The sequence below is a fragment of the Lachnospira eligens genome (assembly GCF_009680455.1).
In the GTDB taxonomy this organism is placed as follows: Bacteria; Bacillota; Clostridia; order Lachnospirales; family Lachnospiraceae; genus Lachnospira; species Lachnospira eligens_A.
In genome coordinates, this window is sequence record NZ_WKRD01000012.1 from 46,583 (window position 1) to 71,739 (window position 25,157).

Consider the following 25,157-nt stretch of genomic DNA (forward strand, 5'->3'; position numbering starts at 1 on the left):
AATAGTTATGGCAAAAATTTTGATAGTAGATGATTCTAAGACATCAAGAAAATTTTTAAGAAATATGCTTGAAGATGCAGGACATGAGATTGTATCAGAGGCAGTTAATGGGGTAGAAGGCGTAGAAAAATTCAGGTTGTATAAGCCTGATGTTGTTACAATGGATATTACAATGCCTGTTATGGATGGTATAGAAGCAGTAAGAGAGATTATTGAGATTGATCCTGGGGCAAAAGTTATTATGGTAACTGCCGCTGGTCAGAAGACTAATATGGTTGAGGCATTAAAGAGAGGTGCTGCTGATTTTATTCAGAAGCCATTTGATAGTGCTGTAATTATTAATACAATAGAAAAGGTTTTGGAAGACGAATAATGTATAATTACCGTATAGAGATAGAGTACGATGGTGGAAGATATGATGGTTGGCAAAGACTGGGCAAGGATGCCAGCACGAATACTATAGAGAGCAGACTGTGTGAGATAATAGCAAGAATGACTGGTGAGACAGTTGACATGTATGTTGGATCAAGAACAGAAAAGGGCGTGCATGCACTTTGCCAGACAGCGAATTTCAAGCTTGAGAAGGAAGTTAAGGCACTTGATATTAAGAATTATCTTAACAGATATCTGCCGAGAGATATTGCGGTTATGTCTGTTTCACAGGTTGATGAAAGATTTCACAGCCAGCTTAATGCAAAGTCCAAGATATATGAGTACAGACTGGATACAGGTAATGTAGCTAATGTGTTCAGAAGAAAATATGCGTATCATACATTCAGTATGCCGGATTTTGATGCCATGAGAAAGGCTGCCGGATATTTTGAAGGAAAACATGATTTTAAGGCATTTACAACAGCAAAGAAGAACAAAAGCACAGAGAGAACTATTAAGAGGATAAACATTCAGTATGAAGGAACAAGAGCTTACATAAGGATTGAAGCTGATGATTTCCTTCATAATATGGCAAGATTTATGATTGGGATGCTGCTTGATGTAGGTAATGGTATTAAGAAGCCGGAAGATGTGAAGAGATGTCTTGATGGGGAAAACGTACAGATGTCATTACCGGCAGAGAGTTATGGGCTGTTTCTTGTAAAGGTGGTTTATTAGATATTGTAAAAGGTGGAGAATATGAAGACGATTATTGAACTTATTACTGATGAGATTAAAAATGTATTCACTGAATGTGGATATGATGAGGCATATGCGAAAGTTACAGTTTCTAACAGACCTGACCTGTGCGAGTTTCAGTGTAATGGTGCTATGGCAGCAGCCAAAGCATATAAGAAAGCACCATTTATGATCGCTGATGAGGTCGTTGCAAAGTTAACGGATAACAAGATGTTTTCTAAGATTGAGAGTGTTAAGCCTGGATTTATCAATATTAATATATGTGAGGATTATCTGGCTGGATATCTTAATGAGATGTCTGAAACAGAGAAGTTTGGATATTTTAATGCTGATAAGGAAAAGACTGTTATTGTAGATTATGGCGGAGCTAATGCTGCAAAGCCACTTCATGTCGGACATTTACGTTCTGCAGTTATAGGAGAAAGTGTTAAGAGAATCAATACATTTGCTGGAAATAAAACTATAGGTGATGTCCATCTTGGAGACTGGGGTCTGCAGATGGGACTTATCATTGAAGAATTAAGAGATAGAAAACCAGAACTTCCGTATTTTGATGACAGTTTTACCGGTGAGTATCCAGAGGAAGCACCATTTACTATCTCAGAGCTTGAGGAGATTTATCCGGCAGCTTCTGCAAAGTCTAAGGAAGATGCTGAATTTGCAGAAAGAGCTCATGAAGCTACACTTAAGTTACAGAGCGGTGACAAGGCATGCCGTGCAATATGGCATCATATTATGAAAGTTTCTAAGGCTGATCTTAAGAAGAATTATGATAATCTTAATGTACATTTTGATTTATGGAAAGGTGAATCAGATGCACAGCCATATATTGACGATATGGTTAATAAGATGATTGCAGACGGAATTGCTTATGAAAGCCAGGGTGCAACTGTTGTAGATATCCAGCAGGAGGGTGATACTAAGGAACTTCCACCATGCATCGTAAGAAAATCTGATGGTGCGGCACTTTATGCAACATCTGACCTTGCAACTATTGTTGAAAGAGAAAAGTTATATCATCCTGATACATATATTTATCTTGCTGATAAGAGGCAGGAACTTCATTTTACACAGGTATTCAGAACGGCTAAGAAGGCTGGGATTGTAGCGCCTGATGCAGATATGAGATTTGTGGGCTTTGGTACTATGAACGGTAAAGATGGTAAACCATTCAAGACGCGTTCAGGTGGTGTTATGAGACTTGAGCATCTTATAGCTGATATTGATGAAGCTGTATATGAGAAAATTATGTCTAACAGAACTGTTGAAGAGACAGAAGCAAGAGATACAGCTAAGATAGTAGGACTTGCTGCATTAAAGTATGGAGATCTTTCTAATCAGGCATCAAAGGATTATGTGTTTGATATTGAGAGATTTTCATCATTTGAGGGTAATACAGGACCATATATTCTTTACACAATTGTAAGAATTAAGTCTATCCTTAACAAATATACAGAAAATGGTGGAAGCACAGATAACCTTAAAATTATGGCTGCTACAGAAGAAAGTGAGAAGAATCTTTCTTTATCACTTATTAAGTTTGCAGATATAATTGATGGGGCATATAAGGATAATGCACCACATAAGATATGTCAGTTTATATATGAGGTATCTAACGCATTTAATGGCTTTTATCATAACAATAAGATACTTTCAGAACCTGACGAGGCTAAGAAGGCAAGTTATATTGCACTTATCAGCCTTACGAAGAGCATTCTCGAGCAGTGTATTGATTTACTTGCGATTGAATGCCCTGACAGAATGTAAAGGAGAAATTTGATGGGTAAATTATTATCATTTGCAATACCATGTTACAACTCCGCAGAGTATATGGAACATTGTATTAATACAGTGCTTGCCGGTGGGGATGAAGTTGAGGTTATTATAGTTGATGATGGTTCAACAAAGGATAATACATATGAAATAGCCAAAAGATATGAAAAGGAATATCCAGATATTGTCAAGGCTGTACATCAGGAGAATGGTGGACATGGTGAGGCTGTAAATACAGGTATTAAGCATGCAACAGGAAGGTTCTTTAAGGTTGTTGACAGTGATGACTGGGTAGATGGCAAAAGTTATAAAAGAATGCTTGCTACATTAAGAAGCTTTGAAGAGGGCAGTGAGCCGGATATGGTTATTGCAAACTATGTATATGAAAAGGTCGGAGCCAAGAGAAAGAAAGTTATCCACTACGAGAATGTATTTCCTGTAGAGCAGATGTTTACATGGGATGATATTAATATAGGCGATTTTAAGGTTGACCAGTATATTCTTATGCATACTGTTGTATATAGAACACAGCTTTTAAAGGATTGTGGATTAGAGCTTCCTAAGCATACATTTTATGTTGATAACATATTTGTGTTCGAGCCACTTCCGTATGTTAAGAACATGTATTACGTAAATACTAATTTCTACAGATACTTTATTGGACGAGAAGATCAGTCTGTTAATGAGAGTGTTATGATTTCAAGAATTGACCAGCAGCTTTCTGTTAATAAGAGAATGATTGATTCGTTTCTTTCAGAAAATCCTCAGGATATTAATTGTAGAAAATATATGATTAACTATTTAAGAATTATGATGGAAGTATCGTCTATATTCTTAATTGTATCTGGAACAAAGGAACATCTTGCGAAGAAGAAGGCACTCTGGCAGTATGCTAAGGATAAGGATGAAGTGCTTTACAAGAAGTTACGACACAGTCTTTTGGGCTGGTCTGTTAATATCCCTACATCTGCAGGAAGATGGATATCTAAGCAGGGATACAAGATAGCTAATAATATAATAGGTTTTAATTAAAGAGATTTAGAAGGAGAAGAATATATGTCTATAATTGATGCATTCAGACTTGATGGAAAGGTTGCAGTAGTAACAGGTGCCAATACAGGTCTTGGACAGGGAATGTCCGTTGCACTTGCGCAGGCAGGTGCTAAGGTTGTAGGTGTTGCAAGAAGATCCTGCGAGGATACTAAGAAGCTTATTGAAGCTGATGGAGGAGAATTTGCTGAGGTTATAGCAGACCTTTCAGATATGTCAGCTATAGATGTTATTGTGAATGGTGCACTTGCAGCTTTTGGAAAGGTTGACATTCTTGTTAATAATGCAGGACTTATTAAGAGAAATGATGCTATTGATTTCACAGAAGATGAATGGGATAGTGTTATTCAGGTTAATCAGAAGATGGTATTCTTCTTAAGCCAGGCATTTGCAAAGCAGTATATTAAGCAGGGACATGGTGGTAAGATTATTAATATCAATTCCATGCTTTCATATCAGGGAGGCATAAGAGTTCCTTCTTATACAGCAAGTAAGAGTGCTGGTATGGGACTTACAAAAGCTATGTGTAATGAGTGGGCATGCCATAACATTAATGTTAATGCTATTGCACCAGGATATATGGCTACTAATAATACGGCACAGTTAAGGAACGATTCTGACAGAAGTGAAGCTATTATAGATAGAATTCCGGCAGGACGCTGGGGAACTCCTGATGATATGAAGGGAGCCGTTGTGTTCCTTTCATCAGCTGCATCGGATTATGTTAATGGATTTACACTGGCTGTTGATGGCGGATGGCTTGCAAGATAACTTAAAAGATGATAAAAGGCGTTTCAACTTTAACTGTTTGAAACGCCTTTTGTGTATTGTTTTTAGAAGTTGATTTTGCAAATGTTTCTGTCAACATGAGACTTGATATACGCAGGAACAGCAGCTTTAATATCATCGGGCATGTCCTTCTGACTTAACATGACAATCATACGTCCTTTGTTAAATAACATGTAATAGCCGAATTTGTTGTAAACATTAGTGAACTGATTCCACTCATATGTGTATACAAGATTATGCTCAGGAATATCTGCCATAATAGCATTATTCATAAGAGTAATTGTACATGGGGCTTCTTCTGATGGATCTCTGTGCTTTAAATGATAGTTAACACTTGATCTGAACTGGTATCCAAAAATATATATTGGGTAAAACCAGCATACAGCATAAAGAATCAGTAAAAAGCTGGAATAATAATGAAGGCATAGAAGCACAAGCGAAATTACGGCAGGAAGCCATGACAGAATAAGCTCAATGGGATTTCTTATAAATCTGTTCCAAAATACAATCTTGAAATAATCCTTTCCAGAAGCTTTTAATGTTGTGTTAAATTTAATAATGTCCATAATAATCCTCATAAATAAATTGATATAGAGATATAATAACACCCTTAAATAGATAAAACAATTAATTATCTGTGAAATTAAAAATGTATATTGAAATGATTGTAAAATCATGCAAAAATCAGTTTCCAAAAAGATTGTAATAGGCTATAATATTATTAGATTTGTGTATTGCTGGAGGAATATTTTGAGTAGTGATAATAACAGAAATATAGGGCTTTCAGAGATTATACGTATGCTTGAAAATAATGTTACATTTACTCAGGCAGCAGATAGTGTTCTTGAATGCATAACTGACAGCATGGATATATGTGATGCTGTTGTAATGCAGATAGACAGGGAAAGTGACACTATGCATGTGATATCTGAAACCGGAAATTGTTTTAAAGATGAATCAGGCACGGTTAAACGGTCAGAGTTTGTATTATGTTCAGATGCAATTAAGATTACATACGAAGGAAATGCGGATACAGCACAGAAAGGGCTTCTGGATAGACTTGGAGTAAAGCTGAGCATAACAGTACCGATTTTAATTAATAATGTAAAAGCAATGTATCTTATAGTTCTTAGTAATGATGTACAGGCAGTATCAGATAATAAGATTAAGGAATACATAAGCGACATGGCACTGGTACTTCATGGTATAGCACAGAGCAAGGTGATTAATAATTCACTGATATCATCTTATGATGTTTTACAGAAGATTCTTGATAATATAGGCTCTGGAATTATTGTGTGCAGCAGGTATTCTGGCAATATATTGTTTGAGAATGAGATGGCAGCTAATGTACAGGAGGTTCGGGATACAATAAGGGAATGTCTGGAGGATGTGTTTACATGCGAAGATGTACACAGAAATATCGGAGCATCCATGGAACGCTACAATACAGAGTCAGGATTGTGGTTTGAGGTGAGGTTTTCTGAATTGAAGTGGATTGACGGAAGTGAGGTTATTGTTGTGACCGCCGTAGATATTACCCAGAAGAAAAAGAATCAGCAGAAGATTGAATATCAGGCACATAATGATTTTCTTACAGGTCTGTATAACCGTATGAAATGTGAAGTCGATTTAAGAAAAGTTATAAGAAGAACGGAAAAGGCAGGACTTAAAGGAGCGGTACTGTTTATTGATCTTGATGATTTCAAGCATATTAATGATGGACTTGGCCATCAGTATGGGGATATACTTCTTCAGCAGATTGCGGCAGGACTTACGGGAATTCCAGGTTTGCGTGGACATTGTTACAGAATGGGTGGAGATGAATTTGTAATAATAGTTGAACCTGAAATATTTGGAGACATAGATAATATTATTGGCAATATAACTGCTTTATTTAATAAGCCGTGGTATCTTATGGAAACTGAATATTTCTGTACAATGAGTATGGGAGTTGCTGTGTTCCCGGATAACAGTGTTGATGTTCATGAAATAACAAGAATGGCAGATGTTGCGATGTATGAGGCAAAGAGGTCAGGAAAGAACGGCTATACTTATTACAGCAGTGAGGTTGAGAATTCGACAGCCAAGAGACTTGATATCGAGAATAACATGAGACAGGCAGTTTCTACAGGAATTGAGGAATTCGTAGTATTCTATCAGCCCGTTGTTGATGTCAACACACAGATGTGTACTTCCTGTGAGGCACTTGTAAGATGGGACAGCAAAGCACTGGGATTTATGGGACCGGGTGAGTTCATACCGCTGGCAGAATATCTTGGACTTATTACTTCAATTGGTGACTATGTTCTTGAGGAGGCATGCAGAAGATGTAAGCTATGGAATGATAATGGATATCCGGATTTCTATATTAATGTGAATCTGTCGGTAGTGCAGCTTTTACAGAAGAACGTGGTTGAGAATATTAAAAGAATTCTTGATAAGACAGGTGTTAATCCTAAGAATATAGTACTTGAGATTACAGAATCATTTGCAATTAATGATATGCAGAGGGTTATGGATATTATTACAGGTCTTAAGAAGTTAGGACCTAGGATTGCACTTGATGATTTTGGTACAGGTTATTCTTCACTTAACTATATAAAGCAACTTCCTCTTGATATCATTAAGGTTGATAAGACATTTATTGATGATATTGTTGAAGATGATTATGCACAGGCATTTATTAAGCTTATAGTTGACCTTTCCAAGACTATCGGTACTAAGATTGTTGTTGAAGGTGTTGAACATAAGGAGCAGTTTGAACTGCTTAAAAGTCTTGGTGTGGATTATATACAGGGATATTATTTTGGGAAGCCTGTACCAGCCAATATTTTTGAAGAGAAAAACTTAGAGGGGAGATTGGGCGAATGAATATACTGATTAAAGAGGGCAGAGTGCTTGACCCTGCAAGTAAAACAGACAAAGTTATTGATGTGCTTATTAAGGACGGATTTATTGCTGCAGTGGAGGAGAATATTGATGAGTCACAGGCTGATGAAGTGATTGATGCATCAGGATGCATGGTTATGCCTGGACTGGTTGACCTTAATGCACATTTCAGGGAACCGGGACTTGAGCATAAGGAAACTATAAGAACAGGCTCAAGAGCGGCAGCTAGGGGCGGATATACAACAGTCTGCATGATGCCTAACACGAAACCTGTAATTGATAATGTTGATATGCTGCAGTATGTAACAGATAAGGCAGAAGAGGTTACTGACATTAATCTGTATACAATAGCTGCCATGACAGCAGGTCAGGAGGGTGAGTATCTTACTGATTTTGAGGCACTTAAGGATGCAGGTGCTGTTGCAGTCAGTGACAATGGCGGAACTATTATGAATGCAAGAACTGCAAGGCAGGCTATGAGGCAGGCAGCAGAGGTTGACATTCCGGTATTTGCACATTGTGAAGATACTAACTTGGCTGCAAGAGGTGTTATGAATGCCGGAGAGAGAGCTAAGGAACTTGGTCTTTTCGGAATAATGGATGCCGTTGAGGATGTTATTGTTGCAAGAGATATTCTTCTTGCAAAGAATACAGGTGCAAAGCTGCATATAAGTCATGTGTCTAATAAGGAATCAGCATTTATTATAAAGATTGCCAAGGAACAGGGGATTCCAGTGACAGCAGAGGTTGCCCCACATCATTTCACACTGACAGAGGAAGCGGTGAACGGGGATGATGCAAACTTTAAGATTAACCCTCCTTTAAGAAAGGCAGATGATGTAAAGGCTCTTAAAGAAGCGCTTGCATCAGGGGTTATTGATGTTATTGCAACAGACCATGCTCCACATCATCCTACTGAGAAGGAAAGACCTTTTGACGAAGCACCGTTTGGTGTAGTAGGTCTTGAAACAGCAGTTCCGGTTACTATTACTGAGCTTGTAAGAACAGGAGTGCTTACTCCGTTACAGATGGTTGAGAAAATGAGTTATAATCCGGCTAAGATACTTGGAATTGACAGAGGAGTTCTTGCACCGGGAAAAGTTGCTGATATAACAGTTGTTAATCCTACAGAAGAGTATGATATTGACAGCAACAGATTTGCTTCAAAGGGAAAGAATACTCCATTTGAAGGAATGCATGTGTATGGAAAGGTTTTATATACGCTTGTTAATGGAAGAGTTGTGTATTCAGACCATAATGGAACAGAAATTCTTATTGAAAGAGAAGTTCCAAAGTTGTAGAATAAAGTGATTTTGCGTATGAATTAAGGAGGCTAAAGTAGATTAATGATTAAGAAGCTTGTTGATAAGATTGTAGAGACTAATGCACCAATAGTTGTAGGACTTGATCCGATGATGAAGTATCTTCCAAAGCATCTTGCAGATGTTGCATTTGAGCAGTATGGTGAGACACTTGAGGGAGCAGCAGAGGCTATATGGCAGTATAACAAAGGCATTATAGATAATATATATGACATTGTTCCAGCTGTTAAACCACAGATTGCAATGTATGAGCAGTTTGGAATTGAAGGACTTAAGGCATTCAAGAAAACAGTTGATTACTGTCACGAGAAAGGCATGATTGTTATCGGTGATGTTAAGAGAGGCGATATTGGTTCAACTTCTGAGGCTTATGCGGTAGCACATCTTGGAAAGGTAAATGTTGGCTCTAAGGCAATTACTCCTTTTGACGAAGATTTTGCAACTGTTAATCCATATCTTGGCTCTGATGGTATCAATCCATTTATTAAGGTTTGTAATGAGCAGGACAGAGGTATATTTATACTTGTTAAGACATCTAATCCTTCAAGTGGAGAATTCCAGGATCAGCTTATTAACGGAAGACCATTATACGAGTTAGTTGGTGAGAAGGTTAATGAGTGGGGAGCTTCAAGCATGGACGGAGATTACAGTAATGTCGGTGCGGTTGTTGGAGCTACTTACCCAGAGATGGGAAGAGTATTAAGAAAGGTTATGCCTAAGGCGTATATCCTTGTACCAGGATATGGTGCACAGGGCGGACAGGGCAAGGATCTTGTTGATTTCTTTAATCCTGACGGACTTGGAGCTATTGTAAACAGCTCAAGAGGAATTATTGCAGCATATACTAAGGAGCAGTATGCGAAGTTTGGTGAGAAGAACTTCGGAGAAGCTTCAAGACAGGCTGCTCTTGATATGATTGCTGATATCAACGGAGCACTTGGCAAGTAATTATACATATTTACACACAGGTTAATAATGGAGATTATTATGGCGTACAGAGAAAATGCGAAGATTCTTAAGGCGGATTGTCTTGCTGACGGAGTCTATGAAATATGGTTTGAAACAAAGGATATTGCTAAGGCCGCTAAGGCAGGACAGTTTATATCAGTATATTCTAATGATGGTTCAAGAATGTTACCAAGACCTATCAGTATATGTAAGGTTGAGAATAATAATTTAAGAATTGTATTCAGAGTTGCCGGCAAGGGAACAGAAGAGTTTTCTAAGATGAAGGCAGGAGAGTATCTTGATATTCAGGGACCCCTTGGCAATGGTTATAATCTGGGAAAAATTGCTGCAGAGATTAAGGCAGAAGGCAGAAGCTTTGATAAGGCTATTCTTTTCGGTGGCGGAATAGGTGTTCCTCCTATGCTTGAGCTTGCAAGAAGATTAGACTGCCACAAGAATGTTGTAGTTGGTTACAGAAACAGCCAGACTTTCCTTAAGGAAGATTTTGAAGCAGTTGCTGATACAGATGTGTATATTGCAACTGAAGATGGAAGTGTTGGAACAAAGGGAAATGTATTAGATGCTGTAAAACAGGAAAAGGTTGAGGCAGATGTTATATTTGCATGTGGACCAACTCCTATGCTTCGTGCAATTAAGGCATATGCACTTGAGAATGATATTCCATGTTATGTTTCGTTAGAAGAGAAGATGGCATGCGGAATTGGTGCATGTCTTGCATGTGTATGTAAATCAACTGAGATTGACGACCATTCTCAGGTTAAGAATAAGAGAGTGTGCAAGGAAGGTCCGGTATTTAATGTTAAGGAGGTAGAACTGTAATGAGCGATATTAATATGTCAGTGAATATTGCAGGAGTTGAATTAAAGAATCCTGTGACAGTTGCTTCCGGAACATTCGGTTCAGGCATGGAGTACGGAGAATATGTTGATCTTAACAGACTCGGTGCAGTGACAACCAAGGGTGTTGCCAATATTCCGTGGCCGGGCAATCCTACACCAAGAATTGCTGAGACTTATGGTGGGATGATGAATGCTATCGGATTACAGAATCCGGGACTTGATACATTTGTAAAAAGAGATATTCCATTTCTTAAGCAGTATGATACTAAGATTATTGTTAATGTATGTGGAAAATCTGAAGCAGATTATGTGGATGCTGTTGAAAAGCTTGGTGAACAGCCAGTTGACCTTCTTGAAATCAATATCTCATGCCCTAATGTCAAAGAGGGTGGAATTGCTTTCGGACAGGTTCCAGCTTCTGCAGAGGCTATTACTAAGGCGGTTAAGAAGGTAGCAAAGCAGCCGGTTATTATGAAGTTAAGTCCTAATGTTACTGATATTACAGAGATGGCAAAGGCTGTAGAGGCAGGTGGTGCTGACGCGGTTTCGCTTATCAATACTCTTACAGGTATGAAGATTGATGTGAACAGAAGAACATTTGCAGTAGCTAACAAGACTGCGGGTGTATCAGGACCTGCTATTCATCCAATCGCAGTAAGAATGGTTTATCAGGTTGCCAATGCAATTAACCTTCCTATAATCGGAATGGGTGGAATCAGAACAGCAGAGGATGCACTTGAAATGATTATGGTTGGTGCGAGTGCAGTTGCTGTTGGAACAGCAAATTTTAATGATCCATATACAACTATTAAGGTTATTGATGGAATCAGGGAATATATGGAAAAGAATAATGTAGCAGATATTAAGGAGTTGATTGGTTGTGTCAGATAGAATACTTTTCTTAAGTAATGGTTCTATATGCTATGACTCAACAACTTACTTTATTGAATGTATAAGTGAAGAATTAAAAGCTATGGGCTGGGAAGTCATGCATATCAGATTAGATAAAGCCACACAGAAGGACAAGCTGTGTGTGCTGGCTGATGAGTATGACTCTCAGCCTTTTGATTATGTGTTTGATATTAATACAAAGCTGGACGCAGTATGTGATGATTCAGGAAGATACTGCTTTGACAGACTTGGAAAAGCGGTCTGGCATTATATTCTTGACCATCCGTTCTATCATCATGACAGTCTAAAAGTGCCTTTAAAGAACATGAATGTAATATGTCTTGATGAGATGCATAAAAAGTTTATTGATGAAACTTATCCTCATATTAACAGCTGTATTGTTCTTCCGCTTGCTGCAAAGCAGGCAGAGAGCGGTCTGAAGCCATATGATATGCGTGAGAATGACCTGGTATTCACAGCGTCTTATACTGACCCTGATATGGTGTATTTTAAGGCAAAGAAGCAGGATAGTGAAAATGTTGTTTTTTTTAATACATTTACACAAATACTGCTTGATAATCCGGAGCTTACGCAGGAGGAAGCCATAAGGCAGATGTATCCGGGTATCAGCGGAACACAGACAGCAGAGAAGCTGCAGCAGAATTTCATGGCTGATGTTTATATTCAAGCGGCCATAAGACAGGAGATTGTGGTTCAGCTTATAAGAAATCATGTGCCTGTGAAGCTGTATGGACATAACTGGGATACTTTTCTTACAAAGGCAGAGGTTCTTATGAAGGATGATCTGCCATTTATTAAAGAGTTTGTTAAGGATTGTGGAGAGGTAACATATGGCGAGCTTCCGGCTATATACAATAATGCAAGGTTTTCAGTTAACCAGCTTCCATGGTTTAAGGCAGGAATACATGACAGGACGCCGCTTGCACTTATGAATGGCTGTGTGAGTATTACAGATGGAAGTACTTATATGCGCCGGGAGATTCCTATGGATTCAGGAGTTGAATATTATTCTCTTGATGAACTGGAAAATGTTGGAGAGAAGATTAAAAGCCTTGTGGATGATGTGGGGTCTATGAAGGAGAAAGTGGCAAGAGGCGTTCAGTATGCAGAAGATATGTGGTCGTGGAAGCACTGGGCTGTGGAGTTTGTGGAGGCTGCCAAGGAATGTTGAGGCGTGCTGAGGCGTGGCGCTTGAGACTGTTGGTGAGATAACTGTAATGTGGCGCTCAGGCTGGCGCGTCCTATAAGATTGTTTTTTATAGAGGTTTTATAGGCTGTTTTCAGACAGAAAAAGTGTTTTCGGTGCGGAATTACCTATAAGGCTGGCACGAGGAAGCTTTTGATAGGTGGATTGAGAGATAAAATGACTGGTTTAGCAGGCAATTTGCTGAAATTGTCCTATAAGAACTTGACTAATGCGACTATCTATAGGTATCACGTCAAATATGCATGTATTTAATCATGCCACAGCCATTATGGAAACTAAAGACAGGGATAAATTCTAAAAAGACATGACAGTCATTGATAAAAATGATTGCCATGTCTTTTCGATTATAATGAAACAATATAGTTATAATGTTGCTGCGATATCTTCTGCAATCTGTTCAGGAGTAAGGTGGTTGTCCTTTAATACTTCTGATGCATCGTATCTGTCGATAAATTCTTTCTTAATACCGAAGTTTAATACCTTCATATCAGAAGAACCATAGTATGCTGCAATCTTAGCTCCGAAGCCGCCTTCAAGGTAGCCGTCCTCAAGAGTTGCAACTACTGCGTGGTCTTTCTTTAATTCATTAAGAGTGTCTGCGTCAATACCTGAGATATAGTAAGGATTGATAACAGTTGCGTCAATTCCGTGTGAAGTCTTAAGAATATTAGCGGCTTTTACAGCAGTTTCATAGAAAGTTCCAAGCCCGAGGATAGCAACTCTGCTTCCTTTCTTAGTAATCTCGTAAGTGTCAAGCTTGCTGAAATCTTTAGTTACAGGTACACCTGTTGAAATCATGCTGCCGCCCGGAACTTTAATAGCAACAGGATACTCATTCTGTGTTAAAGACCAGTCAAGCATTGCAATATAATCTTCCTTGGTAACAGGTGCAAGATATATAAGTCCCGGAATGCTGTTGAGCATAGGGATATCCTGAAGTCCGAGATGTGTAACATCATTCATCCCGTACACAGAGCCTGCAAATACTGTAAATGTTACAGGACTGCCATTGATACATACATCCTGAGTAATCTGGTCATAGGCTCTCTGTATAAATGAGCTGTAAACACCAAATACAGGCTTTCCGCCGTTAGCAGCGATACCGGAAGCCAACGCAACAGCAGTTTCCTCTGCGATACCAACATCAACAAACTGTTTTCCTGCTTTAGCTCTCATGTCAGCAGTAAATCCCATAACAGTAGGAGTTCCGGCTGTGATTGCAACAACACTCTTATCATCGTCCATCTTCTTTAACAGATATTCTAAAGAAGCGTCAGAGAAATCAGGCTCTCCGCCCTTGGAAAGAGATTCGCCGGTTGCTATATCAAAAGGTGCATGCCAGTGCCATTTTTCTTTATTCTGCTCGGCAGGTGCATAACCTTTGCCTTTAAGAGTATTAATGTGGACAACAACAGCTTTTGTAGTGTCTTTAACCTTTTCAAATGCTTCAATTAAAGAAGCAATATCATTACCCTTGTCAACATAGATATAATCAAGGTTCATTGCCTTAAAAAGATTACATTCAGCCTGTCCATTTGTTTCACGAAGAAGCTTTAAATTAGCATAAAGACCACCGTGATTTTCAGCGATGGACATATCGTTATCATTAGCAACAATAATCATGTTGCTATTTAATTCAGAAGCAAAATCAAGACCCTCCAGAGCCTCACCGCCGCTTAAGGAACCATCACCTATAACAGCGATTATATTACCATCTTCACCGTTTAAATCTCTTGCTTTGGCAAGACCGCAGGCAAGACTTATAGAAGTTGAAGTATGACCTACAGTAAAGAAATCATGTTCGCTTTCGTCCGGATTAGTGTATCCTGACACATCATCATAATGTTCCTCATAAAGATATGCATCTTTTCTTCCGGTAAGCATTTTGTGAGGATAGCACTGGTGTGATACATCAAATACGATTTTATCTTTAGGCGAATCAAATACATAATGCATGGCGATGATTGCTTCTACCATACCGAAGTTAGGACCAAAATGTCCGCCGTGTTTGCTGGCTCTTGTAAGAAGGGCGTGACGCATTTCTTCTGCAAGGACATTAAGCTGCATAATGTTTAATTTCTTCACATCAGCAGGACTGTTAATATTCTCAATATACATGTTTTCTGATACTCCTTATCTTATATTTTAATACATTTTATATCATAGCACCTAAAGTTAGGTTTAGGTCAAGAGGAATGTGTTGGGAGTTTGTAGAAGTAAATTCTGAAAGATAGCAATTATATCTGATTAGCATGGATTAATTACTAAATGTCACATCAATATTGAAAGCTGATTGTTAAAATGATAAAGTTACCTTATAAAATATGAAAATGAGGATTTAAATGAAAAAAGTAGAGATAGCAGTATGCGATGATGAATATATACATGTAGAGAGGATTGTCAAATATATTGGAGTGTATTCTGAAGAGTGTGAAATTGATATCAATGTGACCGAATACAATTCTGGAAAGTTATTGTTAGAAGCTGTTGAGGGAGATACATCTAAATATGATATTATATTTCTAGATGTTGAGATGCCGGATTTTGATGGTGTGGATACAGCAAGAGGTATCCGTAAAGTTTCAGAAGATGTAATAATATGTTTTGTGACCAGCTTTGATAAATATGCCATAGCAGCTTATGGGGTAGAAGCACTTGCTTATGTTGTCAAACCTGTTACTTATCCAGAATTAAAAAGAGTACTTGGAAGGGCCGTTGTTATGGTTCAGTATGCTTTTGACCATAAAGAAGCAGAAGAAAGGTACATAGAAGTTCAGGTTGCTAAAAATACAAGAATAGTAGATGTAAGAAATATTCAGTATATTGAAAAAAGGAGAAATCAATGTGTACTTCATTGTTCAGATGCTGAGATAACATGTTATGAAACATTGAAAAAGATGTATGGCAAACTAGATAAAAATATATTTATATATATACATCAGGGTTATATAGTAAATTTTGATGCAATAAAAGAGGTTAAAGAAAATGCAGTATTTCTTGGAGATGGAGTAGAAGTGCCATTGAGCAGAAGTCACTATAAATCAGTTAAAGAAAGACATATGAGTAAGATAAGAAAGCTACTTGAAGAAAGAAAAATGAATTGACATACTTTACATAAAAATAATTAAGCTATTATTATATGTAATTAGGAATAAGAATATCAATGCTGAAAACAGATTCATTATAATTGATATCCAGTGTTCCGCCACTTTTTTCTACAGCATTAGTTATACTTATTATGCCCAGACCATGTAGTGAATTAGAATTCAAACCAGTAGAAGGCTTGCTTGAAATAAAGCGGCCTTCTCTTTTTTTGATTTTTTCGTTGTGATTGTTTTCGCAATGTATTGAGAGATAAGTATCAGCTTGTGAGATTGAAAGTCTGATGTATCCATTGTCAGTTTTAGACGCAGCAGTTATGGCATTATCAAGAATATTGCCAAGAATTGTTATAAGTGTAAAGTCACTTATATAAATATTATTGAAATCAAGCTGGAGGTCAAAAGTTATATCTGAATCATCACATATAAGTTTTTTAGAGTTAAGCAGAGAAGATATAGTGGAAGATGAAGATGAAATAGTTTGAGTCTGACTGAGTTCGTCTGATATTTTAGATATGTAATCGTGAATTTGCTCGTTTTTATATTCCGCAGAAAGGCTGTCTATCATGAGAAGGTGGTTTTTCATATCGTGTCTTAAAGTATGAAGCTGTTGTAATTTGTTATCAATCTGTGTGGTGTATTCGGCTTCTAAAGCGGATTTTTCAAGCTGAATTTTGTTGATAGCATTTTCTTCAAGTGTAAATATTATTTTACTATAAGTAGAGAGACAAAATGTTATTATAAATGCAATTAATACAAAAAACACAGGAAGAACCTGTTCTAAATTGAGTAAAGAAGGCTCAATAAGGACAGGTGATATCGAAAGCGCAATAATTGTAGCTATTGATATAGAATAATAAAGAAAAATAAATGATTTAGCTGAATTAAATTCTTTAACTTTTTTAGTATTGAAATACATGCAGGCAACTATATAAGAAGCAATTATACTTGAAATGGTATTGTAATTATTATACAGTTGATTGTTATATAATTGGTGAAAATCCTTTAATATAACCATGCGGATACCAAGAATTGCAATGGCAGACATGTAAGAATAAACATAATATTCTGCAAGAACAATCATACGCTGATATAATTTCTTATCACAGCATATAAGAATCTGCATACAGGTTAAGACATCTATTATGTATGAGCAAGAATAAAATCCAGAGATATCATATAATATTGTTGCCAGTAGAAAAAAAGGCATAAGAATATGTTGAAGTTTATGATTCTTCGTGTTAAATGTAATAAATAAATTTATAATTAAAAAGCCAAATAAATCCCCAATTATATGAAAAAATATTGAATAAAAATCCATTAAAAATCCCCTTTTTATAACATTATTTTTATTATACATAATTAAAAATTTAAGTCAATTTATACCAAATAGCACTGTTTGAATACCAAACAGCATATGGACATTGTATTTATAATTTCCAGATGTTATCTTGAATACAAGAGAGGAGATGAACATATGCAAAATACGCAATTTAGAGAATTAGAGGAACAAGAGATATTTGTTATTCAGGGTGGAGAATATGACAGAATAAATTCATGCTTTAATAGAGAAATAAATAATGAATTCAAGAAATAAATTAATGCTGAAATGGATAGGGATTCTGTACATTTTAGGTACAATAATAGTAGCAACTACTGTTGTTTCAATAACATTTTTACTGGGAAAAGATATAAGCATGGATATGCTTACACATATAACAAGCTGTGTGATATACATAATTGCTGGAATGATTACAATAAAGTTATATTGGGGCATTATATATAAAGATTTTGGTAATACAAAATCCCTGTGTTCGTGGATTTGGAAGACTATTATGTTTTCGATTATATATCTTATTATAAATATTTTGCTTACCAGATTATTATATTTACTGAATAATCTGATGATTACCCATAATGAACAGATTATAAGTGGATACGATAATTCCGGGATAGTAACTGTGTTGAGTGTTATAGCAATGTGCTTTATGGGGCCATTGGTAGAAGAAATTTTATTCAGATATATATATCAGAATTGGTTGGTCAGTAAGATGAAGATGTGCAATGGAATAATAGCCATAGTTATTGTATCAATTTCGTTTGGTATGATTCATAGCGGATTGTCAGTTCTTGAATTAAGTTATTATTCAATATTAGGATTAATATTAGGACTTATATATGACCATACAGATAGTATTACAATGGTTATAATGATACATATGATTAACAATACAGTTGGAATGTTGACTGATTAATAATGAAAATAATAAATTAAGATTTAGAGGTGATTATTATGAAAAAAGGTTTTACAGAAATAAAGACAAGTGAATTACAGGAAATAAATGGTGGAGGTATATTAACGGGATTATTGGCTGCAGGAGGAGTATTTCTTACTATAGTGGGGATTGCACAGTGCTGTTACGATTTATATAATGGTTGGAATGATTATAAATAAAAATTGAGGGGAATTATTTGTTATGGAATTTGAAAATATGAATGACAGTGAAATATTATTAATTCAAGGTGGGGGTAAAGGCGATATTTTTTATGATTTAGGTTGGTGGTTAGCATCAAAATATAAAGATGTTGGCGGTAATACAGGTATTTCTGGTGGGCATTTTTAGGTGTAATAATATAATGCTGTTATTTGTATATGGCGGTTTATTTAGATGACTTATATTGGACAAATTAAGTTATGATATAAAGGAGTTGAGATTTGAAAAATAAAATTTTAAAAATCGTTCTATTTATTATGTCATTAATATATATAATGTCTAATGTTTATACATTGATTGCATATCATAAGGTGACAATCAGAAATATTATTATGCTATTACTGCTCTTAATATGTTTGATTGGTTTGATTATTTTAAAATATAAAGATAATAAGTGAAATGTCAAACATTTGAAATGTATACCCCCACGAGGAGGTAGCTCGTGGGGGTTCGTGCATAGCTTGAATATAGTTATCTATCCAATGGCATTATGTCATGCGTTATTGGATAGATAACTATATTCTTTTTTAATGGAAGGATAAAATATTTGTTATAAGGAAATAATGTTTCAAAAACAATCGAATTGAAAATTGAAAATTAATCGGATTGAAAATATGAAATCAATCGGATTGGAAATCAAAAATCTGTCGGGTTGTAATTGAAAAATTAATCGGGTTGGATTATAATGATGAAGAAGAAAATGTATATAGATTAAGCTTAAACCAATAATATTAATAATATATAAGAATAGAATGGAGAGAATATGGAAAGAAAGGATTACAGACCAAGACTGATTGACAATATAATTGATAGTTATTTAGAGGCATTTGGTGCAGTATGTGTGGAGGGACCGAAGTGGTGTGGAAAAACTTGGACATCATCATATCATTGCCAAAGTGAAATTATGCTTGGCAATCCCGATGGTAATTTTCAAAATAGACAGTTGGCACAGATGAGTCCTTCATTGGTTTTAGAAGGAGAAACACCGAGATTGATTGATGAATGGCAGGAAGTTCCCCAGTTATGGGATGCTGTCAGATATAAGGTTGACCAAAATGGTAATAAAGGGCAGTTTATATTGACGGGCTCTGCGACACCAAATCATAAAGGAATATTGCATAGCGGAGCAGGAAGAATTGCAAAATTGAGAATGCGACCAATGTCATTATTTGAAAGCGGAAATTCCAGTGGAGATATTTCATTAAGAGATATATGTGAGGGCAGAATAGAGCCTAAGATACTAGGTGAGGTTGATTTGAGAAAGCTTATTGATTTCATTATAAGAGGAGGCTGGCCTGCTAATCAGGAGACAACATTAAAACAGGCGGCATATCTTCCTATACAGTACATCCGGGCTGTATTAGACGATGATGTATATAGAATTGATAATGTAAAAAGAGATAAGCATAAAATGGAGCTTCTTCTTCGTTCACTTGCAAGAAATGAAGCAACAACTGTAACAAATAAGAAATTAAAAAATGACATTAAGGAAATTGATAATGAAGATATTGATGTGGAAACAGTTGCTGCTTATCTTGATGTTTTCCAAAGACTTTTCCTCACAGACAATCAGAAACCTTTTGAGGCTAAACTTAGATCATCAATCCGCATTAAGCAGGCGGAAAAGAGACATTTGTCAGACCCATCATTAGCAGTCGCATTGTTAAATGCGACACCTGAAATGTTACTGAATGATTTAAATACATTGGGATTCTTATTCGAAGCATTGTGTGAAAGAGATTTGAAAATATATGCTGAGTCATTTGATGCAGAATTGTATCATTATCAGGATTATAATAACAATGAAATGGATGCAGTTATAGCAATGCCTGATGGAAAATGGTGTGGATTCGAAATCAAATTGGGTGCAAACCAAATAGATATGGCGGCAGAGAATCTTATAAAAATAAAAAATGAAATTAAAGCAAGTGGAGGAATTGCGCCAGATTCGTTATGTGTTATATGCGGATTATCTAATGCTGCATATCAAAGACCTGATGGAGTATTTGTTGTTCCGATTACAGCGTTAAGAAATTGATATTTGAACAGTTGAAATCACTCAATATCCATGATAACATAATAAACGAGTAGTTTTACAAAAACAAAAGAGAGGTAAACCTGCAGAAATGCAGGGACACAAAGCTACAAGTCTAAGTTGATTCAGTAGTCTGGGGAGTATTGGATATATTGAAGATATAAGATGGTTGAGTTGCAGATGATGTCACGGAATGTGATGTTGTCTGCTTTTTTGTTTTTGGAGGAAAGAGAGGATAATAAATATGTATACAAAGATAGGGATACCAGAAAATAACAGTTTAAAGAGCAAGATTGAAGAATTATATGAGTGGTGTGACAAGCGGGACAATGATGATGAGCTTGGAAAAACATATTTTAATGAACCAATAGATGAAGATAAATTAAATAAATGGGAGGAGGCAAATGGCGTAAAGATTCCAGAGACATATAAGGAATGGCTCAGATTTACAGAAAAATGTCTGATTGATGGATCGAGTGCAATGTTTTGGGGAACAGATGATTTCCATCATAATTTTATGCCAGATAATCTGACGGTTATAGGAGAAATGTCAGGAGATGGAGAAGTAGTATGCTTCTCCAATGATAATGGCGAATTCATGGGATATTATGAAGGTGATATTACATATAGAACAAATGATTTTTCTCAGGTTATTGACCAGATATTTGAGAGAAACAGTGCATGGGGTGGAATGTCTAAGGAAGCTATGGAATTATTTATGAAATTTTGTGAAGAAGAATAAAAGAAAAAGCAGAAATGGAACACGATGATTAATATATCACGGGTTCGGTATAAAGAGGGAAAATGTATGACAGCAATAATAGCTGCTTCATTAGCTGTAGCGTTGATATGGCATTAATTATTAATGTGCTTTAATAAAGAGATGCGGGGTAAAATTATGAAATATATATATGACTATATTTCAGAAGAAAGAAAAAAAGAAATAGCAGATATGAATATTGTTGATACATATCAACATACAGGGTATTTAAAGATTCCCACAGGTAGAGTTGTTAAAAGTAAGGATGAGCATCTTTTATTATGGAATAATTTAGCAGATACACTTTGTCTTAGGCAACAAATAGAAGAAACAAGTTCATCAGATATTGGAAAAGAAAGATATATATTCATATATGGTGATAAATATATGAATATAGAGATACCTGATGAAAATTGGATGGAAAAGGATGAATATCCCAATAATGATCCAACGTTTAATATAAATACAGAAAAAATGAAACAATATAACACAATTGATTTAAGCTTTTTAAGGAACTGTGGATATAAAAATGAAATATGTAAGATGCTTTCAAAATATATACATAGTTCGGCTGCATGGTTTAGAATTATAAAAAATAAAATTTTTATTGATGATGAAATTATAGTGGAGGAATTCTGATTGAAGTATATAATTAATTTTATGAGTGTGAAAGGGAAAATATATGGCAGCAATAATAGTAGTTGCATTAGTTGCAGCTTGGTTATTTATAGGAAATTATATTCCAAAGCTAATAAGGTATATTATAAGTGGTATATTAGATGTTGTAGCAATAGTGTTATTTATAGTGACACCAATGAATCTTATTATAAGAATAATAATTATAGCTCTATTGGCTTTTATGGCAATCATATGGCTAGCTAAGTTTAACAGATTTAATGGTAATAAAAAGATAGATTGGGGACAATCAAGAGTAGACGGCATTATGTTTACAGCAGGTGTGATAATAATTACATTAATTATTGATTTGTTTTAATAGAAATAAAAAACGAGGTAAAATTATGGATTATATATATGATTATATTTCAGAAGAAAGAAAAAAAGAAATAGCAGATATGAATATTGTTGATACATATAATCGTACGGGATATTTAGACATTCCAGGGGATAAGGTTGTCAAAAGCAAAGATGAATATTTTTTATTTTGGTATAATTCACCGGATACACTTTGTCTCAGGCAGCAGATAGAAGAAACAGGCTCGTCTAGTATTGGAAAAAAAAGATATATGCTCATATATGGTGATAAATATATGGATATCGAGATACCTAATGAGAATTTTGGAACAGAATATGAATATCCTGATAATAATTCGGGATTTGACAAAAATACGGAAAAAATGAAACAATACAATACTATAGACTTAAGCTTTTTAAGAGATTGTGAATATAAAAATGATATATGTAATATGCTTTCGGAATACATACATGGTTCTGCTGTGTGGTTTAAAATTATGAAAAATAAAATTACTATTGACAATGAAATTATGGTGAAGGAGTTTTGAGCTTTGTTAATCGAGATTTAAAAGAAAATGAAAGAAGCGATTATGTGCTGGAATATCTCATATGTGATTAGAAATATAAAAATCGTGTTTTTAAGTTTGAAGGTGTAACTTTTGTTTTCCAAACGATTGGGGAGAGATATACATAAAGTTTTGATAAAAGGTGTGGAAACCTATTAATTCAGTGTTCGATGTAAATTTGGTATATTATTTTGGCACATATTCAAGATAATTGACAGTAACAAGACCTACTAATCAGGCAGGAAGAAGCCTTTTTAGTAGGTTTTATAAGTATAAAATGAATGTTCATTCCTCTGGAAAGCAGGAAAAAGACCTACTAAGGAGAAACATTTTAACAGATTGGTAGGTGAACTGGCGGGAGAATGAAAAGCGGCTGCCTGAAATAACCTACTAAATTATGAGATTGATAATGGTTAGTGGGTTTTAGGGATTTCCGGCTGCCAGATAATCGGGAAAAGGCATACATAGTATGTTGATATTCAGATTTTAATATGTATTTGTAATGTTCCAAAGACGCATTGAAACGGGAAAACATTTATGATAAAATAAAAATCAATATTGAATATGAAGCAGCACCGCCGGACAGCGGGGATGAATAAGGAGGATATAATGGAGCAGTATAAGCAGGAATTTATAGATTTCATGGTAGAGAGTGATGTGTTAAAGTTTGGAGATTTTACTTTAAAGAGTGGAAGAAAGTCACCTTTCTTCATGAACGCAGGTGCGTATGTTACAGGAACACAGCTTGCAAGACTTGGTGAGTATTATGCAAAGGCTATTCATGAAACATATGGTGATGATTTTGATGTACTGTTCGGACCAGCATATAAGGGAATTCCAATCAGCGTAGTTACAGCAGTTGCATATGCAAAGCTTTATGGAAAGGAAGTAAGATACTGCTCAGACCGTAAGGAAGAGAAGGACCATGGTGCTGATAAGGGAGGATTCCTTGGAAGCAAGTTAAAGGATGGCGACAGAGTTGTTATGATAGAAGATGTAACAACATCTGGTAAGTCAATGGAAGAGACAGTTCCTAAGGTAAGAGGGGCAGCAGATGTTACTATTGTAGGACTTATGGTTTCACTTAACCGTATGGAAGTAGGCCTTGGCGGAAAGGTGAGCGCACTTGAGGAGATTAAGGAAAGATACGGTTTCCCAACAAGCGCAATTGTATCTATGGCAGATGTTGTAGAACACCTTTACAATAAAGAGTGTGAGGGTAAGGTAGTTATTGATGATGCACTTAAGGCGGCAATTGACAAGTATTACACAGAATATGGTGTTAAGAACGCATAAAACTGATGTTAATGGAGGGTTTTAATTATGGAAGAGAATCTTTATAAGAAATTAAAGTCAGTAGGAGCTTCTAATCTTGTATTTGGTATCCTGATAATACTCTTTGGTATCGGTGCAGGTGTAATGATGATTATTAATGGTGCAAGACTTCTTGCACACAGATCAGATAGCTTATTCTAGTGAAGGGGAACTGCCTGGTGGGTTAATTATGCCTGCCGGGCAGATTTGTTATGAAAAAGAAACATTATGTAACGCTTATAAAATGGGCGCTTTTTGTTATATATATGATTCTGCTCTTTTATGTAGTCTTTTTCGCAGAAGGAATGGGAAGGGCAGAGATAGCCAGCGGTTACAAATACAATCTTACACTGTTCACGGAAATCAGGCGCTATTGGCGTTATCTTGGACATTTTGACTCGCTTGGCTGGATAGCATTTCTTAATATAATTGGAAATGTGCTGGCATTCATACCATTTGGAATATTCGTGCCGTGGCTTTCCAATGGCAGAATTAATGTATTTGCTACATTTGCATATGGATTCGCACTGTCGCTTACAATAGAAACAGTACAGCTTATATGTAAGGTCGGATGCTTTGATGTTGATGACCTTGTACTTAATGTACTGGGTGCATTGTGCGGTTATGCGGTATATGCGATAGCATACAGAATTGTTAAAATGTTTAATAAAAAGGACAGGTGAAAGAATGAAACTTTTTAATAAATACAAGTTCTCTGATAAAAGTCAGGCACTTGGTGGTTTGATATCGACTGCGATGGGAATACTGTCATTGCTTTCTTTGGGTTATGGAGTGTATCTGTCTTTTAAAGCAGCAGGAGAAGGCGGCTTAAGAGTAGGAAGTCTTGGAATATTAAGCCTTATCTTAGCGGTAATTGGAACAGTAATCGGACTAATCAGCTTCAAAGAAGATAATAAGTTCTACGGAACTTCGAGATTTGGTTCAATGCTGTGTGGGGTAATAGCAGTATTTATGATAGCAGTATTCTTAATGGGAATATAATCCTTATCAGGGCAGAAGGAGAAAGAAA

27 protein-coding genes and 1 riboswitch are annotated in these 25,157 nt (G+C 36.0%); of the genes, 24 read left to right on the forward strand and 3 right to left on the reverse strand.

Going from position 1 to position 25,157, the window contains the following annotated elements; genetic code table 11:
• The first annotated feature begins 7 nt into the window (after positions 1 to 7).
• The 5 genes from GKE48_RS13490 to kduD are packed head-to-tail and all read left to right on the forward strand — an operon-like array spanning position 8 to position 4,725.
• Complete coding sequence (locus GKE48_RS13490; protein ID WP_022098774.1) at positions 8 to 373, forward strand: response regulator; 366 nt, start codon at positions 8 to 10, stop codon at positions 371 to 373.
• A complete protein-coding gene (gene truA, locus GKE48_RS13495) occupies positions 373 to 1,110 on the forward strand; it encodes a tRNA pseudouridine(38-40) synthase TruA (RefSeq protein ID WP_055215733.1) in 738 nt (245 codons plus the stop codon). Before GKE48_RS13490 ends, truA begins: the two co-directional genes overlap by 1 nt.
• Before the next feature lie 21 nt (positions 1,111 to 1,131).
• Positions 1,132 to 2,898: an arginine--tRNA ligase gene (gene argS, locus GKE48_RS13500; RefSeq protein WP_154301318.1), complete on the forward strand. Its 1,767-nt coding sequence runs from the start codon at positions 1,132 to 1,134 to the stop codon at positions 2,896 to 2,898.
• Positions 2,899 to 2,910: 12 nt separating this feature from the next.
• Positions 2,911 to 3,936 (forward strand): glycosyltransferase family 2 protein, encoded by a 1,026-nt coding sequence (locus GKE48_RS13505; protein WP_154301319.1) that lies wholly within the window; start codon positions 2,911 to 2,913, stop codon positions 3,934 to 3,936.
• 24 nt (positions 3,937 to 3,960) lie between these two features.
• The gene (kduD, locus tag GKE48_RS13510) at positions 3,961 to 4,725 is read left to right on the forward strand and encodes a 2-dehydro-3-deoxy-D-gluconate 5-dehydrogenase KduD (protein WP_154301320.1); all 765 of its coding nucleotides are present in this window, start codon (positions 3,961 to 3,963) and stop codon (positions 4,723 to 4,725) included.
• A gap of 62 nt (positions 4,726 to 4,787) precedes the next feature.
• Here the strand turns inward: kduD and GKE48_RS13515 are convergent, their stop codons facing one another.
• A complete protein-coding gene (locus GKE48_RS13515) occupies positions 4,788 to 5,309 on the reverse strand; it encodes a hypothetical protein (protein WP_022098769.1) in 522 nt (173 codons plus the stop codon).
• A gap of 184 nt (positions 5,310 to 5,493) precedes the next feature.
• On the opposite strand from GKE48_RS13515, the gene GKE48_RS13520 reads away from it, so the two are divergent.
• Genes GKE48_RS13520 through GKE48_RS13545 form a run of 6 tightly spaced genes read left to right on the forward strand, consistent with a single transcriptional unit; the run spans position 5,494 to position 12,848 of the window.
• On the forward strand, positions 5,494 to 7,617 hold the full coding sequence (locus GKE48_RS13520; protein ID WP_243138514.1) for a sensor domain-containing protein: 2,124 nt from the start codon (positions 5,494 to 5,496) through the stop codon (positions 7,615 to 7,617).
• Positions 7,614 to 8,936, forward strand: coding sequence for a dihydroorotase (locus GKE48_RS13525; protein WP_154301322.1), 1,323 nt, complete (start codon positions 7,614 to 7,616; stop codon positions 8,934 to 8,936). The genes GKE48_RS13520 and GKE48_RS13525 overlap by 4 nt, the downstream gene beginning before the upstream one ends.
• Before the next feature lie 45 nt (positions 8,937 to 8,981).
• Positions 8,982 to 9,905, forward strand: a complete 924-nt coding sequence (gene pyrF, locus GKE48_RS13530; RefSeq protein ID WP_012738781.1) for an orotidine-5'-phosphate decarboxylase — start codon at positions 8,982 to 8,984, stop codon at positions 9,903 to 9,905.
• Positions 9,906 to 9,944: 39 nt separating this feature from the next.
• Positions 9,945 to 10,745 carry a dihydroorotate dehydrogenase electron transfer subunit gene (locus tag GKE48_RS13535; RefSeq protein ID WP_154301323.1) on the forward strand — a complete coding sequence of 267 codons (801 nt, stop codon included), beginning with the start codon at positions 9,945 to 9,947 and terminating at the stop codon, positions 10,743 to 10,745.
• 8 nt (positions 10,746 to 10,753) lie between these two features.
• Positions 10,754 to 11,656, forward strand: coding sequence for a dihydroorotate dehydrogenase (locus GKE48_RS13540; RefSeq protein ID WP_055215783.1), 903 nt, complete (start codon positions 10,754 to 10,756; stop codon positions 11,654 to 11,656).
• Positions 11,646 to 12,848 carry a hypothetical protein gene (locus tag GKE48_RS13545; protein WP_154301324.1) on the forward strand — a complete coding sequence of 401 codons (1,203 nt, stop codon included), beginning with the start codon at positions 11,646 to 11,648 and terminating at the stop codon, positions 12,846 to 12,848. The genes GKE48_RS13540 and GKE48_RS13545 overlap by 11 nt, the downstream gene beginning before the upstream one ends.
• A gap of 399 nt (positions 12,849 to 13,247) precedes the next feature.
• On the opposite strand, the gene GKE48_RS13550 is transcribed toward GKE48_RS13545, so the two are convergent.
• A complete protein-coding gene (locus GKE48_RS13550; RefSeq protein WP_154301325.1) occupies positions 13,248 to 15,002 on the reverse strand; it encodes a 1-deoxy-D-xylulose-5-phosphate synthase in 1,755 nt (584 codons plus the stop codon).
• 224 nt (positions 15,003 to 15,226) lie between these two features.
• Between GKE48_RS13550 and GKE48_RS13555 the strand changes: the two genes are divergently transcribed.
• Positions 15,227 to 15,988, forward strand: a complete 762-nt coding sequence (locus tag GKE48_RS13555) for a LytR/AlgR family response regulator transcription factor (RefSeq protein WP_154301326.1) — start codon at positions 15,227 to 15,229, stop codon at positions 15,986 to 15,988.
• Positions 15,989 to 16,019: 31 nt separating this feature from the next.
• On the opposite strand, the gene GKE48_RS13560 is transcribed toward GKE48_RS13555, so the two are convergent.
• Positions 16,020 to 17,306 carry a sensor histidine kinase gene (locus tag GKE48_RS13560; RefSeq protein WP_173016948.1) on the reverse strand — a complete coding sequence of 429 codons (1,287 nt, stop codon included), beginning with the start codon at positions 17,304 to 17,306 and terminating at the stop codon, positions 16,020 to 16,022.
• 259 nt (positions 17,307 to 17,565) lie between these two features.
• On the opposite strand from GKE48_RS13560, the gene GKE48_RS13565 reads away from it, so the two are divergent.
• The 12 genes from GKE48_RS13565 to GKE48_RS13615 all read left to right on the forward strand — a co-directional run bounded on the left by GKE48_RS13565 (position 17,566) and on the right by GKE48_RS13615 (position 25,129).
• Positions 17,566 to 18,240: a CPBP family intramembrane glutamic endopeptidase gene (locus GKE48_RS13565; RefSeq protein ID WP_154301328.1), complete on the forward strand. Its 675-nt coding sequence runs from the start codon at positions 17,566 to 17,568 to the stop codon at positions 18,238 to 18,240.
• 38 nt (positions 18,241 to 18,278) lie between these two features.
• Positions 18,279 to 18,440, forward strand: a complete 162-nt coding sequence (locus GKE48_RS13570) for a hypothetical protein (protein WP_154301329.1) — start codon at positions 18,279 to 18,281, stop codon at positions 18,438 to 18,440.
• Positions 18,441 to 18,462: 22 nt separating this feature from the next.
• Positions 18,463 to 18,609: a hypothetical protein gene (locus GKE48_RS13575; protein WP_154301330.1), complete on the forward strand. Its 147-nt coding sequence runs from the start codon at positions 18,463 to 18,465 to the stop codon at positions 18,607 to 18,609.
• A gap of 634 nt (positions 18,610 to 19,243) precedes the next feature.
• Positions 19,244 to 20,518: an ATP-binding protein gene (locus tag GKE48_RS13580; RefSeq protein WP_154301331.1), complete on the forward strand. Its 1,275-nt coding sequence runs from the start codon at positions 19,244 to 19,246 to the stop codon at positions 20,516 to 20,518.
• A 63-nt stretch (positions 20,519 to 20,581) separates the two neighbouring features.
• A riboswitch (cyclic di-GMP riboswitch) is annotated at positions 20,582 to 20,697 on the forward strand.
• A gap of 62 nt (positions 20,698 to 20,759) precedes the next feature.
• The gene (locus tag GKE48_RS13585) at positions 20,760 to 21,257 is read left to right on the forward strand and encodes an SMI1/KNR4 family protein (RefSeq protein WP_154301332.1); all 498 of its coding nucleotides are present in this window, start codon (positions 20,760 to 20,762) and stop codon (positions 21,255 to 21,257) included.
• 156 nt (positions 21,258 to 21,413) lie between these two features.
• Positions 21,414 to 21,914 (forward strand): hypothetical protein, encoded by a 501-nt coding sequence (locus GKE48_RS13590; RefSeq protein WP_154301333.1) that lies wholly within the window; start codon positions 21,414 to 21,416, stop codon positions 21,912 to 21,914.
• 43 nt (positions 21,915 to 21,957) lie between these two features.
• Complete coding sequence (locus GKE48_RS13595; protein WP_154301334.1) at positions 21,958 to 22,269, forward strand: hypothetical protein; 312 nt, start codon at positions 21,958 to 21,960, stop codon at positions 22,267 to 22,269.
• A 25-nt stretch (positions 22,270 to 22,294) separates the two neighbouring features.
• Complete coding sequence (locus GKE48_RS13600) at positions 22,295 to 22,795, forward strand: hypothetical protein (protein ID WP_154301335.1); 501 nt, start codon at positions 22,295 to 22,297, stop codon at positions 22,793 to 22,795.
• A 627-nt stretch (positions 22,796 to 23,422) separates the two neighbouring features.
• A complete protein-coding gene (gene pyrE / locus GKE48_RS13605; RefSeq protein ID WP_154301336.1) occupies positions 23,423 to 24,109 on the forward strand; it encodes an orotate phosphoribosyltransferase in 687 nt (228 codons plus the stop codon).
• Positions 24,110 to 24,136: 27 nt separating this feature from the next.
• On the forward strand, positions 24,137 to 24,289 hold the full coding sequence (locus GKE48_RS14620; RefSeq protein ID WP_022097792.1) for a hypothetical protein: 153 nt from the start codon (positions 24,137 to 24,139) through the stop codon (positions 24,287 to 24,289).
• 50 nt (positions 24,290 to 24,339) lie between these two features.
• Complete coding sequence (locus tag GKE48_RS13610) at positions 24,340 to 24,810, forward strand: VanZ family protein (protein WP_022097791.1); 471 nt, start codon at positions 24,340 to 24,342, stop codon at positions 24,808 to 24,810.
• Between the two features lie 4 nt (positions 24,811 to 24,814).
• Complete coding sequence (locus tag GKE48_RS13615) at positions 24,815 to 25,129, forward strand: DUF6142 family protein (RefSeq protein WP_154301337.1); 315 nt, start codon at positions 24,815 to 24,817, stop codon at positions 25,127 to 25,129.
• The last annotated feature ends 28 nt before the right edge of the window (positions 25,130 to 25,157 follow it).